The following is a 14,116-nucleotide window of genomic DNA, read 5'->3' on the forward strand; positions in this document are numbered from 1 at the left end:
ACACCGCGTACTGCGGGCGGTGCGCCTGTCATTCTGTCTTTCTGTGCTGCTCCTGGTAATCGCGGCAAGCCTGGCCAAAGGCGCCGAACAGCCGCATGGACTGCGGATTGTCCTCGACCTGCCATTCCGGATGCCATTGCACGGCCAGCGCAAAGCCGGCGGCGCTGGCCACCGTGTACGCTTCCACCAGGCCGTCGTCGGCCAGCGCTTCCACCAGCAAGCCATCGGCCAGCCGGGCGATACCCTGGCCATGCAGGGAATTGACCATCATTTCGCTCTCGCCGCCCAGCAACCGTGACAGCACGCCGTCGGGCATCAGCTTGATGCGGTGCGCGGGCGCGTACTGGCGCGCCAACGGATCGAGCACGTTCTCACGGTGATCCATCATGCCCGGCACCGTCTGCACGGCCTGGTGCAAGCTGCCGCCCAGGGCCACGTTGACTTCCTGGAAGCCGCGACAGATGGCCAGCAGCGGCAGCTGGCGCGCCAGTGCGGCGCGGATCAGGGGCAAGGTGGTGGCGTCGCGCGCAGGGTCCTGCGGCAGGTCGGGATGCAGGATCTCTTCGCCATACAGGCGCGCGTCGACGTTCGAGGCGGAACCGGTCAGCATGACGCCGTCGGCGATCTGCAGCGCCGCTTCCAGGTCGGCATCGGCGCCCAGGGCCGGCAGCAGCAGCGGCATGCAGCCGGCGCCGCGCAGCACGGCGTGCAGGTATTTATCCTGTGCCATGTGCCAGGCGTGGCTGCCCAGTTGGCGCTGGCAGGCGGGAACGAGAACGATGGGATGGCGCATGGTGCTACCTCGCTGGCGTGACGATCCAATGACAGCGCTATGACTGCGCTGCCGCTCGCTTCACTGTACAGCAGAGCCGGTAGAGTCGGCCACACCGATGGACGTGGCCACTGGCGGCGCACATCGCCTACACTACGGCTTTGCAATATTGCCTTTATTAAAATCATCATATGCCCGTCCGGCGCCAAACACCAGCGCCGCGGGCACAGTTGCCTACTTTCCCATGCATCCACACCGTTTTCCCGCCCTCCCGAACACCTTTTCCACCGTGCGGGGGCAGCCATGAAGCACATGCCGTGGCGCGACTTCTTCGCCCTCGTGGTCAGCATCGGCGTGGTCGGCCTGGGCCTGGGCGCCACCATGCCGCTCACCGCCCTGACCCTGCACCAGCGCGGCGTGGGCACGGACATCATCGGCATGATCACGGCCGTCAGCGCCCTCGGCATCCTGGCCGCCTCGCCGTTCGTCTCGGGCTGGGTGGGGCGTTTCGGCGCGCGCGCCACCATGCTGGGCGCCGTCTGGGTGGCCTCGCTGGCGACGATCGCCATGCAGTTCAGCGACCACCTGCTGGCGTGGAGCGTGCTGCGCTTCCTGTTCGGCGGCGCCATGGGCGTGCTGTTTACCATCGGCGAAGCGTGGGTCAACCGCCTGGCGCCCGACAATTCGCGCGGCCGCGTGGTGGCCATGTACACCACCAGTTTTACCTTCTTCCAGCTGATCGGCCCCGCCCTCGTGGCCCTCTTCAACGACAAGATTACGTGGAGCTTCGCCGCCTGCGGCCTGCTGTTCTTGCTGGCCGTGCCGGGCCTGATGCTGATCTCGAACAGCGGCCCGGGAAAGGAGCCGGAAGAACACGGCGTGAAATGGACCCTGATCCTGCCGCGCATGCCGATGATCGTGCTCGGTGCCGCCTTCTTCGCCCTGTTCGACACCCTGGCATTGAGTCTCCTGCCCCTGTATGCAATGGAGCACGGCATCGGCACCGACCTGGCCCTGCTGTCGGCCACCGTGGTGCTGGTGGGCGATACGGGCCTGCAATTCGCGCTGGGATGGATGGCCGACCGTTTCGGCCGTGCCAGGGTGCACGCGGGCTGCGGCGTGGCCGTCTGCCTGCTGCTGCCGCTGCTGCCGTTTGCCGTCGGCACGCCGTGGCTGTGGTGGACCTTGCTGCTGTTGCTGGGCGCGGCGGCGGGCGGCATCTACATGCTGGCGCTGGTGGCCTGCGGCGAGCGGTTTACGGGGCTGTCGCTGACCAGCGCCAGCGCCATCGTCAACGCCACCTGGGGCGTGACCAGCGGCGGCGGCCCCCTGCTGACGGGCGTCCTGATGCAATCGGCGGGCGTAAACGCCCTGCCGGCCGTGATATGGGTATGCGCCGCCATTTTCGTCGGCAGCGCCGTGTGGGAGCGCAGGAAGGGGATCGTCTAGCGTCTTTTACTTCTTTTCCAGCCGCTGCCGCAGCTCCTCGGCCACCGGATAGTCGGGATACGCTTGCCGGAACGCCGTCCATTCCTCGCGCGCCAGCGCGCCTTCGCCCGCCTTGAGCAGGGCGTCGATCTTCACCAGCCACACGGAAGCATCGAGCTTTGCCGGCGGCGGCAGCGGAGCGGAGCGGGCCGCCACGGGCGCGGGCATGGCCAGCGCGCGCTGAATGGGTGCCTGGCGCTGCATGCTGGCCTCGACCTGCATGGCGGCTTGCTGCTCCATTGCCGCAGCAGGCGCCGGCGGAGGCGGCGGCGCAGGGGGAGCCACGGGTACTGACACATGTGCTGGTACTGGCTCGGCTTGCGCCGGCGGCCTCGGTGCCGCCTTGGCCATGGCGCGCGGTGCTGGCGGCGGTGGCGCGGACTCCGTCGCAGGGGCAGCGGCCGGTGCGGCTTCCCGCATCACCTCCTGCGTGAGCGGTTCCCCGACCACGGGAAATTGCGCCGGCTTCGAGCCGAACCAGTCCACGCCGATCAGGTTTACCGTCAGCAGCACGGCAGCGGCCAGCCCCAGCGGAACGCGCCAGCGCTGCAGGTAGTCCGGTGATTTCTTGGCCGGCAGAGTGCGCAGCACGCCATCGGCGCTGTCGTTGGCCGCTGCCGGCTGGTGCAAGGCCTTTTCCGCGTCGGCCAGGATGGCCGCATCGAGCGCGCTGGAAGGCGCCGGCTGCGGCAGGCTGGCCAGCAGCGCGTTCAATTCCTCGTCATTCGGTTCGTCGTGATTGTGCGTATTCATGCCTGTCCTCCCGCGCCAGCGGCGCTGTCCAAGCCCGCGCGCAATTTCTGCATGGCGTAGCGCAGCCGGCTCTTGACGGTTTCCGCTTCCGCCCCCGTCACTGCGGCGATCTCGAGAATGCTCATGCCGCTGAACTGCTGCAGCACCAGCGCTTCCTTCTGTTCCGACGGCAGCGCGGCGATGGCCGCATGCAGCCGCGCATGCTGCTGTTTCTGCTCCAGCGACTGCGGCGGCGATGCGCCCTCGTCCGCCAGTTCGCCCGCGTCGCCGTGGTCCTGTCCTTCCCGCTGGCGCAGGAGGTCGATCAGGCGGTTGCGCGCGATCTGGTACAGATAGGTGCGAAACGCCGCCTGCGGCTGGTAGCCGGCGCGCGCCGCATGCAGGCTGGCCCAGGCATCCTGCACGATCTCGTCCACCCACGCGTGGCGCGGCGAACGCCAGGCCACGAAGCGGTACAGGCCCTGGCTGTGGCGCCGGTACAACTCGCGAAACGACGGCAGGTCGCCGGCGCTGTAGCGCAGCATCAGGTCTTCATCCGTCGCGGTCAATAAAGTGTCGGGCATGCGGACCAGTGTAGCCGAACTACGCGAAGGCGACAATTTCCCTGCGCCTTCAGCGTAAAGTGGACGCGATGGGCGCATAGCTGACGCGGCGCACTTCGCGGATCTGTCCCTCCCTGAGCGCCCCTTCCACCAGTTCATAGCCGAGCAGGGCGAAGACGCGGCCCTGCAGGAACAAAGGACGCGCATTGCCGTACCAGTCCACGCAGGACGCGCGGCAGCCATCGTCCGGCGCCGGACCGGGCCGCGCCGCCAGCGCGCCCAGTTCCGTCAACTGCAAGCCGCTGTTGCGCAGATAGAGAACGGAGGCGGCTGGCTTGTTGAGGCCAGGCCGCTCGTCCGCGCCCAGGATGGGCAGGCCGATCAGGCCCTCGCCGGCCGCTTGCGGCTTGTAGAAAAAGCCGTGGCTGCGCGACTCGCCCTGCGCCGCGTCGGCGCGGATGTAGCGCGCGGCGACCGCCGCCTGCGCCCCCAGGCCGATGGTGCTGAAGTGCAGGTCCCTGCCCTGCGCACCGATCACCACGGCGTCATTGCCCAGCACCTCGATGCGCTCCACGCCGTGCGGCAGGGACAATGCTTGCACGCTGCCCGCATCGGCCCAGCGCACGGCATACAGGGGCTGGCGGGGCCAGGCCTGGTCAGCCTTGCGGCGTCCGGGATTGCCCGGATTGCCGTATAGCAGATACGGACCCACGTAGCGGTTCTGCAGGCCGTAGCCGCCACCGCCGGGCAGCGGCTTGTAGCTGCCGGCCGGCGCACTGTCGCGGCCATCGGAAAACGTGGCCAATGGCACGCGCAGCAGGGCCATGTCGCCCCGGCCCCGCGCGCCATCCCACATCGCGTCGCCCTGGCCCTCGGCGCGCAGCAGGACGTTCAGGTGGCCATCGGCGCTTTCCAGGAACGAAAACTGGTCGACGGGCGCCCCCGCCACCTTCAGGGCGCTGGGCGCCGAGCCGTCAAGGGGAATGCGGAACACGCCCGAGTCGCTGCCCCGGCGCGTGGTCCACACGAAAACGGATTCGCCCGACACATAAAACACGCGCCCCTGCGGCCCCATCACGGCCGTCGCTTCGCAGCGCATGTCGCCCTGCGCCAGGTCGCACACGGTGACCGTATGCAGGGTCAGACCAAAGCCTGGTTCGGGTTCTTCATCGGTGCGGTAGATGCGCGTGGCCGGGGCGATGCGCTTGAAGTCGGACGGCACGGCGTCGGGACGCCAGCGGCGCAGCGCGGGAAAGCCGCCGAACGGGTCGCCCCGGCGCAGGTTCAGCGACAGGGGCGAATAGAACACCAGCTTGCTGCCGATCAGGCGGCTGGCGTAATTGCGCGAGGAATAATAATCGTTGGAGCGCAAATGATACGTGGCGCGGTAGGCCAGCTTGCCGTCCGCACCGATGTCGAACAGGCCGATCTCCGTGCCGCCACGGCTGTAGCTGTACCCGATCACCACCACCGTGTCGCCATCGATCAGCATTTCGTCATACCAGCTGCCCGACGGGTCGCTGCCCGGCGCGAACGCGTCGAGCGAGGCGACGGGCTGCAGGGCATTGCCGCCCACCTGCACGGTGAACAGCTTGCCGCGCCGGAGCATCACCAGGTGCTTGCCGTGCAGCTTGACGATGCCGCCTTCGTCCACGCCCGCCGTCTGCACATTGGTGACCGATTCGGCCGCTTCTGCCGATGCCGCCGGCGCCGCTTTCGCCGCCATCGGCGCTGGAGTAGCGGGAGGGGCCGGCGCTGGCACTGCCATGTACTGCGCCGAATACTGCGCCGTGGCGCGCTGCAGTTTCTGCTGCTCCCGCAGCAAGGCCGCCTGGCGCGCCTGCAGCTGCTGCAGGTAGCTGCTCAAGGCTTGCTCGCTGGCGAACGGCGCCAGGGTCTTGCGCGGCGCCGTGCCGGCGGCGTGGCTGCCTGCCGACAGCAGCAGGGACAGTATCAATGTGATCTTGAGGGCGCTGGACATCGCTTCTTCTCCGGTTGGCTGGGGTGTCCAACATGAAACGCAGCGGCGGAGAAAAAAGGGTTAAATATGCGCAAAAATATTCACGCGGCTGCCGCCTTACTCAAAACCCCGTATGCGGTCGCCGTTGAAATTCGGCAGGCGCCACTCGAAGTGCAAGGCCAGGAAGCGGAACAGAAAGCCCGCACCGATGGACGCCAGCTGCGCCACCGAGCTGTCGACCTTGAAGTGCAGCAGGCCGACATACAGGGCGCCCGTGAACAGGGCCACGGTGGCATACACTTCGCGCTGCAGCACGAGGGGAATCTGGTTGCACAGGATATCGCGCAGCAGGCCGCCGAAGACGCCCGTGATCATCCCCGCCAGCACGACGATGGCCGGGTGCATCTTGGCCGACATGGCGATGTCGCAGCCGATCACGCAAAACGCCACCAGGCCCAGGCCGTCGACCAGCAAAAAGATGGCGCGCAGATGGTGCAGATAGCGCGCGACAAAGGCCGTGACGACGGCCGCGCCGATGGTAAACAGCAGGTATTCGGGATGCGCGATCCAGCCCAGCGGATAGTGCCCCAGCAGCACGTCGCGCACGGTGCCGCCACCGAGCGCCGTGACGGTGCCGATCATGCAGATGCCGAACAAGTCCATGCCGCGCCGCATGCCCATGATGGCGCCGGACATCGCTTCGGCGACAATCGCCACCAGGTAGATCGTATATAACAGCATGGTCTTACTCTTCCGAAAATGATTTGAGAATTTGTTCGCGTTCGCGCGCTTCGCTCAGGGTGCGCGCCTCGCTCGTACCCGTGCCGGAGCCGCCATTGCCGCCAGCGCCAGCTTCACCGTGCGCCATGCGCGTATCGGCACCGGCGCTGCCGCAGCCGACGCTGCTGTGGATAAAGGCGAAGTTATCCTTCAGGCAGTCGCCGGCCAGGTATTCGGCATACACGTAGTCGCCGTCGAGCAGGGCCAGGCCAGGCGGTTCGGCCAGCACCTGTTCGCGGCGGCCCTGCACGGCTACCTGCATGTAATCGCGCCAGACGGGCAGCGCCAGGGTGCCCCCGGTGGCGTTGCCCAGGCTTTTCGGCTGGTCGTAGCCTAGCCAGACGACGGACACCAGGCCCGAGGAATAGCCGGCGAACCAAGCGTCGTACGCGTTATTCGATGTCCCCGTCTTGCCGGCCGCGTCGCCCCGTCCCAACGCCAGCGCGCCGCGCCCGGTGCCGCTCTTGACGACGTCGCGCAGCATGCTGTCCATGACGTAGGCGTTGCGCGTGGAGATCACCTGCGTGCCCGGTGCCGGCGCGCCCTTGGCGCGTGGCGCCGCGTCGGAAAACAGCACTTCTCCGCTGCGGCTGCGCACTTCCTTGATCAGTTTTGGCGGCATCTGCATGCCGCCGTTGGCAAACACGGCATACGATTGCGCCAGCTGCAGCGGCGTGACGGCGCCCGCGCCCAGCGCCAGCGGCAGGGAGACGGGATTGCGCGCGCCCTCGAAGCCGAAGCGCGTGGCGTAGTGCTGCACGTAGCCGGGGCCGGCCGCCTGCATCAGGCTGACGGCCACGAGGTTTTTCGAGCGCACCAGGCCGCGCCGCACGCTGATGAAGCCTTCATAGTTGTTGCCGTAATTGCGCGGACGCCACGGCTGCGCGCCCGTTTCCCGCGGCAGCAGCAGGCGCTGCGTGTCGTCCACGGCCGTGCCGGGAAAATATCCCTTTTCCAGCGCCGCCGAATACACGAAGGGCTTGAAGCTGGAACCGGGCTGGCGGTAGGCCTGCATGGCGTGGTTGTAGTGGTTGCGGTAGAAATCGAAGCCGCCCGCCATGGCGACGATTTCGCCGCTGTGCGCCTCGACGGAAATGAGCGCGCCTTCCATCTCGGGCAGCTGGCTCACGAGCCAGCGCTTCTTTGCCGCGTCGTGCACCACGCGGATGACGCTGCCCTCGACGATGGCGCGCTTGCCATCCCACTGCAGTTTGCCGCCCAGGCGCGCATCCGACGCCGCCAAGGTGATCTCATCGCCATTGCGCAGCTGCGCCGTCAGCTGGCGCTTGCCTCCGCTCTCCACCTTGCGCACCAGCGCGGCGCGCAACTCTCCGCTGTCCGGGTAGGCGGCCAGCTGGCGCGCTACGCTGTCTTCCGAGGCGGCCAGGCGCGCTTCCGGGCCGCGGTAGCCGCGCCGCGCCTGCGCGTTCAATAGCCCATCGCGCAGCGACTTGTCGGCCGCGCGTTGCGGCGCCATGCGGATGGTGGTGGTCACGTCCAGGCCCATGCTGTAGGCGCCTTCGGGATAGCTTTGCACGATCAGCTGACGCGCTTCCTCGACCGCATATGCGGCCGCGTGCACGGAGCTGTTGCGGTCCTTGTTCAGGGCCAGTTTTTCCGCCACGGCGGCCGTGTATTCGGCAGGCGTGATGTAGCCGAGTTCGCGCATGCGCTGCAGGATGTAATGCTGACGCACGGCGGCGCGCTGCGGATTGGCGACGGGGTTATAGGCCGACGGCGCTTTCGGCAGGCCGGCCAGCATGGCCGCTTCGGCGATGCTGACGTCGGCCAGCGGCTTGTCGAAATAGATGTTCGAGGCGGCGGAAAAGCCGTAGGAACGCTCGCCCAGGTAAATCTGGTTCATGTACAGTTCCAGCAGCTTGTCCTTGCCGTAGTGCTGTTCCAGCTTGTAGGCGAGCAGCATCTCCGTCAGCTTGCGCTGCACCGTCTTTTCGCGCGACAGGAAAAAGTCGCGCGCCACCTGCATGGTGATGGTGCTGGCGCCCTGCGCGTGGTGACCCGTGACGACGTTGGCCAGGGTGGCGCGCGTCAAGCCGTAAAAATCCACGGCGCCATGCTCGTAGAAGCGGGCATCCTCGATGGCCAGCAGGGCCTGGCGCATGCGCAGCGGGATCTCCTTCAACGGCAGGAACTCGCGGCGCTCTTCGCCGTACTCGGCCAGCAGCTCGCCTTCGCTGGAGAAAATGCGCAGCGGCAGCGCGGGCTTGTACTGGGCCAGGTGCTCGACGGCCGGCAAGTCCTGCCACGCCTGGCGTAGCCACCAGCCGCCCGCCAGGGCTGCGGACAAACCCAGGCCCAGGGTCAATCCCAGGCCGAATTTCAGCTTGCGCGCCAGCTTAGACTGCGGCTTGCGGGGGGTGTGGTCGTTCGCTTGTGCTTCCATGGTGATATTCCCTTGCTGCCAGGAGGCCGCGCGCGGCGCTCCATCAAAGAGGCATTGTGCACTGCAACACACCCATCCTTATGAAAAGTAAGTATTATTTAGTATTGATAAATTTTTCTTATGTTAGGCAGTGGTCATGGATCTCAATCCCAAGCACACGGAAGCGTTCCGCGCCGTCGTCGAAACGGGCAGTTTCGAGCAGGCGGCGCTGCGGCTGCACCTGACGTCGCCCGCCATTTCCCAGAGGGTGCGGGCGCTGGAAAGCCAGCTCGGCAATGCGCTGATCGTGCGCAGCCGTCCCGCGCGCGCCACGCGCATGGGCCAGCGGCTGATGCAGTATCTGAAGCGGGCCAAATTGCTGGAAGCGGACTTGCAGGCGGAACTGGCGGTGCAGCAGGATGCCCCGCTGACCCTGGTGCTGGCGCTGAATGCGGACTCGATGGGCACGTGGTTTTTTCCGGCCCTGTCCGAGGTGCTGATACGCGAACGCGTGCTGCTGGACCTGACCGTGGAAGACCAGGACCACACCTATACTTTGCTGGAGACGGGCATGGCGATCGGCTGCATCAGCACGGAGCCGAAACCCATGCGCGGCTGCACGGCCGAACCGCTGGGCGTGATGCGCTACTGGCTGGTGGCCACACAAGCGTTCCGTCAGCAGTGGTTTGCGCACGGCCTGACGCGCAAGGCGGCGCGCACAGCGCCCGTGGTTGCCTACACGCGCAAGGACACCCTGCAGTCGTCGTTCCTGCAAGAGGCGCTGGGGCTGCCCGAAGGGGCCTACCCCTGCCATTACGTGCCGGGCGCCACCTCGCACTTCAACGCCATCCGTTACGGCCTCGGCTACGGCATGGTGCCGGAATTGTTGCTGAAAGCGAATACGGATGGCGAACTCGTGGAAATGCTCACGCCCAAGACGCCGGCCGACGTGGCCCTGTACTGGCACACGTGGAAGGTGCAGTCGCCGCGCATGGAGCAACTGTCGCGGCAAATCGTCGCGGCGGCGCGCAAGATGTTGAAATAATTATGGTGAGATAACTACCGCTGCATGCCCCAGCGTTTCAAAGTGACGCGCTCCAGGGTGCGAAAGCCGATGTTTTCCACGATTAAACCGATGACGATGACGGCCGCCAGGCCGGCAAACACCTTGTCCGTGTACAGCTCGTTGCGGTTCTGGAAGATGTACCAGCCCAGGCCGCCCTGCCCCGACGTCGTGCCGAACACCAGCTCGGCCGCAATCAGGGTGCGCCAGGCAAACGCCCAGCCTATCTTCAGGCCCGAGACGATGGAGGGCAAGGCACCCGGCACGAGAATGTGCAGCACCAGGCGCAAGCCGCTCAGCCCGTAGTTGCGGCCCGCCATGCGCAGGGTCTCGGGCACGCCCTGGAAGCCCGCATAGGTATTCAGGGCCAGCGGCCACATCACGGAATGGACGATGACAAAGATCAAACTGGCGCGCCCCAGGCCGAACCACAGCAAGGCCAGCGGCAGCAGGGCAATCGCCGGCAAGGGATTGAGCATGGCCGTCAGGGTTTCCAGCAGGTCGCGCCCGATGCGGCTCGACACGGCCAGCAAAGTCAGCACGAAGGCGGCCAGCACGCCCACCGCATAGCCCTGCAGCAACACGACAAGGGAGGCGGCCGTGCGCGTGAGCAATTCTCCGCTGGCTATGCCGCCGATAAACGCCTGCGCCGTCTGGATAAAACTGGGCAACAATAAATCGTTGTGCGTCCAGCGCGACGCCCCTTCCCACAGCAGGGCCAGGCCGAGCAAAATCAAGGCCTTGCGCCACAGCGCGTGCTGGCTCCAGCGCTGCCAGCGCGACAATGGCCGCTCGACGGTGACGCCGGCGGGCGGTGGCGCGGCGTAGACGAATTCCTGGCGGATGGGCGGCTCCAGCAGCGTGCTCATACGGCCTCCCGCTGCGCCGTATCCGCTTGTTGAGCAGGATCAACATCTTCATCGAACAGCAAACCATGGATGCGGCTGCTGGCGGCCTGGAATTCCGCACTGCCCGCGCTGTGCAAACCGAACTGATGGCTGTTGAGTTCGGCGCGCACCCGGCCCGGATGGGGCGACAGCAGCAGGATGCGGTTGCCGACAACCAAGGCTTCCTCGATCGAATGCGTGACGAAGACAAGGGTAAAGCGCAGCTCTTCCCACAGGCGGCTCAGCTCTTCCTGCATCTTGCGCCGCGTCAAGGCGTCGAGGGCGGCAAACGGCTCGTCCATCAGCAGCACTTCCGGCTGCATGGCCAGGGCGCGCGCGATGGCTACCCGCTGCTTCATGCCGCCCGACAAGGTATGCGGATGGGCGTCTTCAAAGCCGGCCAGGCCCACCTTGGCGATCCAGTGATGGGCACGCTCGCGGGCCGCCTGCTTGTCCAGCCGCTTGCTGGCCAGCAAGGGGAACATGACGTTTTCCAGCACGGTCTTCCATGGCGGCAACTGGTCGAATTCCTGGAACACGACGACACGGTCCGGCCCCGGTTGATGAATGGGCTGGCCCTGCGTGGCGATGCTGCCGGCACGCGGCGCGACGAAGCCGGCCACGGCTTTCAGCAAGGACGACTTGCCGCAGCCCGATGGCCCCAGCAGCACGAAACGGTCGCCGCGGAACACGTCGAAACTGACATCGTGCGTGGCGCGCACGGTGCGCTGTTCCGTGCGGTATTCCAGGCTGACATGTTTGACGCTGAGCAATGGCTCCAGCGCAACCGGAGCGCGTACCAGATGAAAAGCGGGCGCGTTCATGTCAGCCTCCTTGCGTGATGGCAGGGTCGTCAAAAAAGTAATCGCGCCAGCTGTCGGGCAAGTTGCGGATGGCGTTCACACGGTGCAGGAATTGCGCCAGGCCATAGGTATTTTGCGGCGCGATCTTGAATTGCACTTGCGGATTGGCAAAGATTTTCAGCAGCAGATTGCGGTCCACCTTGCTCTTGTTCACCTTGATGTAGATGTCGGCCGCGCCCTGCGGATTGCTGCTCGCGTACTGCGCCGCTTCGGCCAGGGCGGCGATGAAGGCGCGGTAGGTTTTCGGATTGTCCTTGCGGTACTTTTCCGTCGCATACAGCAGGGTCGACGAACTGGGTCCGCCTTGCACGTCATACGAGTTCAGGATGATGTGGGCGTTCGGATTCTGCGCCAGTTCCTGCTCCTGGAACGGCGAATTGCCGAAATGGCCGCTCAATTCCGTGCCGCCGGCGATGATGGCCGCCGCCGCATCCGGATGCGGCAGGGTTTGCGTGATTTTATCGAGACGGGCAAATTCCTTGTCGCCCCACTGCTTCGCCACGGCCATCTGCAATATCCTCGCCTGGACGGAAACGGAGACGGCGGGCAAGGCGATGCGGTCCTTGTCCGTCAAGTCGGCCAGGGTTTTCACCTTGGGGTTGTTGCTGATCAAGTAGTAGGGAAAATTACCGAGCGAAGCCACGCCGCGCACGTTCTGCCGTCCCTTGGTGCGGTCCCAGATCGTCAGCAGCGGCCCCAGGCCCGCGCCCGCGATATCGATATTGCCCGACAACAAAGCGTCATTGATGGCCGGGCCGCCGGACAGGGTGATCCACTCGACTTTGACGTCGACGCCCTGCTGCTTGCCATGCTTTTCGATCAGCTTTTGTTCTTGCGCAATGTTGAGCAGCAAGAAGGTGATGCCATGCTGGCCCGCGATGCGGATCTGGCCTTCGGCCCGGGCCATGGGCGCGGTCATGCATGCGGCACACAACATGGCGATGGCAGCAAGAAAACGGCGCGGGCGGGAAAAGGTAAAGATCGGCAACATGGACACTCCTTGAGTCAGATCAACAGTCAAAAATCAGTACGGCGCATCGCCTTCGATGGTGGTGCGGTACAGTTTGCGGCGCTGCTCGGGCGGGCACCCCGTCGCCAGGTGCATCAGGGAACGGTTGTCCCAGAACACCAGGTCGTGCGGCTGCCAGCAGTGCACATACAGGTGTTCCGGGCGCACGCTGTGGGCGAACAGTTCGTCGAGCAGGGCGCGGCTTTCATCCTCGGGCAAGCCGACGATGCGCGTGGTGAAGTGCTCGCTGACAAACAGGGCACGGTGTCCCGTTTCCGGATGCACGCGTACCACGGGGTGCGTCACGGGTGTGACTTCATCGATCTGCGCCTGCGTCAGCGCGGGGCGCCATGGGTTGCGCCGGCGCAACTCCTCATACTGGCTCAAATAGCTGTGTTCGGCGCGGGCGCCGCGCACGGCGTGGCGCAGCGCGGCCGGCAAGCTTTCCCACGCCAGGTGCATGTTGGCAAACACGGTATCCCCGCCCTCGTCCGGCAACTCTTGCGCGTGCAGCATGGAACCGAGGCTGGGCACTTCCTTGTACGACAGGTCGGAATGCCAGAAATGACCCGCGTCGCCCAGGCCGATGGGCTGGCCGTCTTCGACGATGTTCGAGATGATCAGCACTTCCGGCTGCGTGGGCAGCTGGAACTGGCGCAGCACGTGGATTTGCAGGGGACCGAAGCGGCGGCTGAAATCGACTTGCTGCTGCGGCGTGATGCGCTGGTCGCGGAACACCAGCACATGATGGTCGAGGTGGGCGTGGTGCAGGCGCTGGAAGTCGCCCAGCGACAGCGGCTGCGCCAGGTCCAGCCCCAGCACTTGCGCGCCCAGCGGCGCGTCGAACGTTTCGATACGGAAATGACTAGCGGAATGCGCGGGTTTCAGGACGGCCGACATGATGGCTTCATCAGTGAACAAGGGAAGTCCACTGTATGCCGGCCTGCGTTCCTTGCAAACGAAGCATTTACTATATGGATATGCGCGGCGCGTTGCGCCACGGGGCAACAGGCACTGTCACGTAATGCCGCAGTAACAGCGCGCTGGCCCCTGTGCAGGGCTAGCACGAAACTTGCTTATCTACCAATTTTCAACGCATAGACAGGAACGCCATGCCCACCCTCGCCCTCTTGCTCGCTCTGCTGCTCGCTGCACCCTCCCATGCCCAGGATAGCCAGGATGAAGGCGATCTCAGCTACAAAGCCTATGTACACAGCGACAAGCGCATCAAGTGCTTGTACGGCTATGCGGCCGACAAGACGGGCGACCATGCGGCAGCCGTCGCCATCTTTGAAGACTGCATCCGGCGCTGGAACGATGTGTATTCGATGATTTGGCTGGCCCAGCTGTATGAAACGGGCATCGGCGTCCCCAGGGACCTGGAGCAGGCGACGGCGCTGATGCGGCGCGGCGCCCATACCAACGATGACGCCGCGTATGCGCGGCTGGCGCGCTATCACTATGGCGTGGCGCTGGCCGAAGGCCGGGGCACGCCGCAGGACATTCCCCAGGCCAAAACCTGGCTGCGCCAGGCGGCGCAGGAAGGCGTGCGGGAGGCGGCCGATTACCTGGACCGCCTGGAAGGCGCCGCGCCATAGACGCGGCGCCAGCGCCGC

At 65.8% G+C, this 14,116-nt stretch carries 13 protein-coding genes; 3 read left to right on the forward strand and 10 right to left on the reverse strand.

The features are described from left to right. Positions 1–28: 28 nt before the first annotated feature. The gene (locus AC1RJW_RS11250; protein WP_493044979.1) at positions 29–793 is read right to left on the reverse strand and encodes a gamma-glutamyl-gamma-aminobutyrate hydrolase family protein; all 765 of its coding nucleotides are present in this window, start codon (positions 791–793) and stop codon (positions 29–31) included. Positions 794–1,075: 282 nt separating this feature from the next. On the opposite strand from AC1RJW_RS11250, the gene AC1RJW_RS11255 reads away from it, so the two are divergent. Beyond that, positions 1,076–2,221: an MFS transporter gene (locus tag AC1RJW_RS11255; RefSeq protein WP_493044980.1), complete on the forward strand. Its 1,146-nt coding sequence runs from the start codon at positions 1,076–1,078 to the stop codon at positions 2,219–2,221. A gap of 6 nt (positions 2,222–2,227) precedes the next feature. On the opposite strand, the gene AC1RJW_RS11260 is transcribed toward AC1RJW_RS11255, so the two are convergent. From AC1RJW_RS11260 to AC1RJW_RS11280, 5 genes are all read right to left on the reverse strand, one after another. Beyond that, entirely contained in the window at positions 2,228–3,013 is a 786-nt protein-coding gene (locus tag AC1RJW_RS11260) for a hypothetical protein (protein WP_493044981.1), read from the reverse strand. Then, positions 3,010–3,576, reverse strand: a complete 567-nt coding sequence (locus AC1RJW_RS11265; protein WP_493044982.1) for a sigma-70 family RNA polymerase sigma factor — start codon at positions 3,574–3,576, stop codon at positions 3,010–3,012. Before AC1RJW_RS11265 ends, AC1RJW_RS11260 begins: the two co-directional genes overlap by 4 nt. Before the next feature lie 49 nt (positions 3,577–3,625). After that, positions 3,626–5,536 (reverse strand): beta-propeller domain-containing protein, encoded by a 1,911-nt coding sequence (locus AC1RJW_RS11270; protein WP_493044983.1) that lies wholly within the window; start codon positions 5,534–5,536, stop codon positions 3,626–3,628. A gap of 96 nt (positions 5,537–5,632) precedes the next feature. Further along, positions 5,633–6,256 carry a trimeric intracellular cation channel family protein gene (locus AC1RJW_RS11275; RefSeq protein ID WP_071075300.1) on the reverse strand — a complete coding sequence of 208 codons (624 nt, stop codon included), beginning with the start codon at positions 6,254–6,256 and terminating at the stop codon, positions 5,633–5,635. A gap of 4 nt (positions 6,257–6,260) precedes the next feature. Next, positions 6,261–8,699, reverse strand: a complete 2,439-nt coding sequence (locus AC1RJW_RS11280; protein WP_493044984.1) for a penicillin-binding protein 1A — start codon at positions 8,697–8,699, stop codon at positions 6,261–6,263. Between the two features lie 130 nt (positions 8,700–8,829). On the opposite strand from AC1RJW_RS11280, the gene AC1RJW_RS11285 reads away from it, so the two are divergent. Continuing rightward, positions 8,830–9,723 (forward strand): HTH-type transcriptional regulator ArgP, encoded by an 894-nt coding sequence (locus AC1RJW_RS11285; protein ID WP_493044985.1) that lies wholly within the window; start codon positions 8,830–8,832, stop codon positions 9,721–9,723. A gap of 14 nt (positions 9,724–9,737) precedes the next feature. Here the strand turns inward: AC1RJW_RS11285 and AC1RJW_RS11290 are convergent, their stop codons facing one another. Genes AC1RJW_RS11290 through AC1RJW_RS11305 form a run of 4 tightly spaced genes read right to left on the reverse strand, consistent with a single transcriptional unit; the run spans position 9,738 to position 13,400 of the window. Continuing rightward, a complete protein-coding gene (locus tag AC1RJW_RS11290; RefSeq protein WP_493044986.1) occupies positions 9,738–10,610 on the reverse strand; it encodes an ABC transporter permease in 873 nt (290 codons plus the stop codon). Beyond that, positions 10,607–11,452 carry an ABC transporter ATP-binding protein gene (locus AC1RJW_RS11295; RefSeq protein ID WP_493044987.1) on the reverse strand — a complete coding sequence of 282 codons (846 nt, stop codon included), beginning with the start codon at positions 11,450–11,452 and terminating at the stop codon, positions 10,607–10,609. The genes AC1RJW_RS11290 and AC1RJW_RS11295 overlap by 4 nt, the downstream gene beginning before the upstream one ends. 1 nt (position 11,453) lies before the next feature. Beyond that, positions 11,454–12,482 carry an ABC transporter substrate-binding protein gene (locus AC1RJW_RS11300; protein WP_493044988.1) on the reverse strand — a complete coding sequence of 343 codons (1,029 nt, stop codon included), beginning with the start codon at positions 12,480–12,482 and terminating at the stop codon, positions 11,454–11,456. 33 nt (positions 12,483–12,515) lie between these two features. Then, positions 12,516–13,400: a TauD/TfdA dioxygenase family protein gene (locus tag AC1RJW_RS11305; protein WP_493045159.1), complete on the reverse strand. Its 885-nt coding sequence runs from the start codon at positions 13,398–13,400 to the stop codon at positions 12,516–12,518. A 212-nt stretch (positions 13,401–13,612) separates the two neighbouring features. Between AC1RJW_RS11305 and AC1RJW_RS11310 the strand changes: the two genes are divergently transcribed. Further along, positions 13,613–14,098: a tetratricopeptide repeat protein gene (locus tag AC1RJW_RS11310; protein ID WP_493044989.1), complete on the forward strand. Its 486-nt coding sequence runs from the start codon at positions 13,613–13,615 to the stop codon at positions 14,096–14,098. Positions 14,099–14,116: the final 18 nt, after the last annotated feature.

This window comes from Janthinobacterium sp. GW822-FHT07A03, from assembly GCF_058798815.1.

Excerpts from the sequence above, each read along its gene's own strand:
- AC1RJW_RS11270 (WP_493044983.1), bottom strand. The coding sequence starts at position 5,536 with ATGTCCAGCGCCCTCAAGATCACATTGATACTGTCCCTGCTGCTGTCG.
- AC1RJW_RS11290 (WP_493044986.1), bottom strand. The coding sequence starts at position 10,610 with ATGAGCACGCTGCTGGAGCCGCCCATCCGCCAGGAATTCGTCTACGCC.
- AC1RJW_RS11295 (WP_493044987.1), bottom strand. The coding sequence starts at position 11,452 with ATGAACGCGCCCGCTTTTCATCTGGTACGCGCTCCGGTTGCGCTGGAG.
- AC1RJW_RS11265 (WP_493044982.1), bottom strand. The coding sequence starts at position 3,576 with ATGCCCGACACTTTATTGACCGCGACGGATGAAGACCTGATGCTGCGC.
- AC1RJW_RS11305 (WP_493045159.1), bottom strand. The coding sequence starts at position 13,400 with ATGTCGGCCGTCCTGAAACCCGCGCATTCCGCTAGTCATTTCCGTATC.
- AC1RJW_RS11300 (WP_493044988.1), bottom strand. The coding sequence starts at position 12,482 with ATGTTGCCGATCTTTACCTTTTCCCGCCCGCGCCGTTTTCTTGCTGCC.
- AC1RJW_RS11310 (WP_493044989.1), top strand. The coding sequence starts at position 13,613 with ATGCCCACCCTCGCCCTCTTGCTCGCTCTGCTGCTCGCTGCACCCTCC.
- AC1RJW_RS11280 (WP_493044984.1), bottom strand. The coding sequence starts at position 8,699 with ATGGAAGCACAAGCGAACGACCACACCCCCCGCAAGCCGCAGTCTAAG.
- AC1RJW_RS11250 (WP_493044979.1), bottom strand. The coding sequence starts at position 793 with ATGCGCCATCCCATCGTTCTCGTTCCCGCCTGCCAGCGCCAACTGGGC.
- AC1RJW_RS11260 (WP_493044981.1), bottom strand. The coding sequence starts at position 3,013 with ATGAATACGCACAATCACGACGAACCGAATGACGAGGAATTGAACGCG.
- AC1RJW_RS11275 (WP_071075300.1), bottom strand. The coding sequence starts at position 6,256 with ATGCTGTTATATACGATCTACCTGGTGGCGATTGTCGCCGAAGCGATG.
- AC1RJW_RS11255 (WP_493044980.1), top strand. The coding sequence starts at position 1,076 with ATGAAGCACATGCCGTGGCGCGACTTCTTCGCCCTCGTGGTCAGCATC.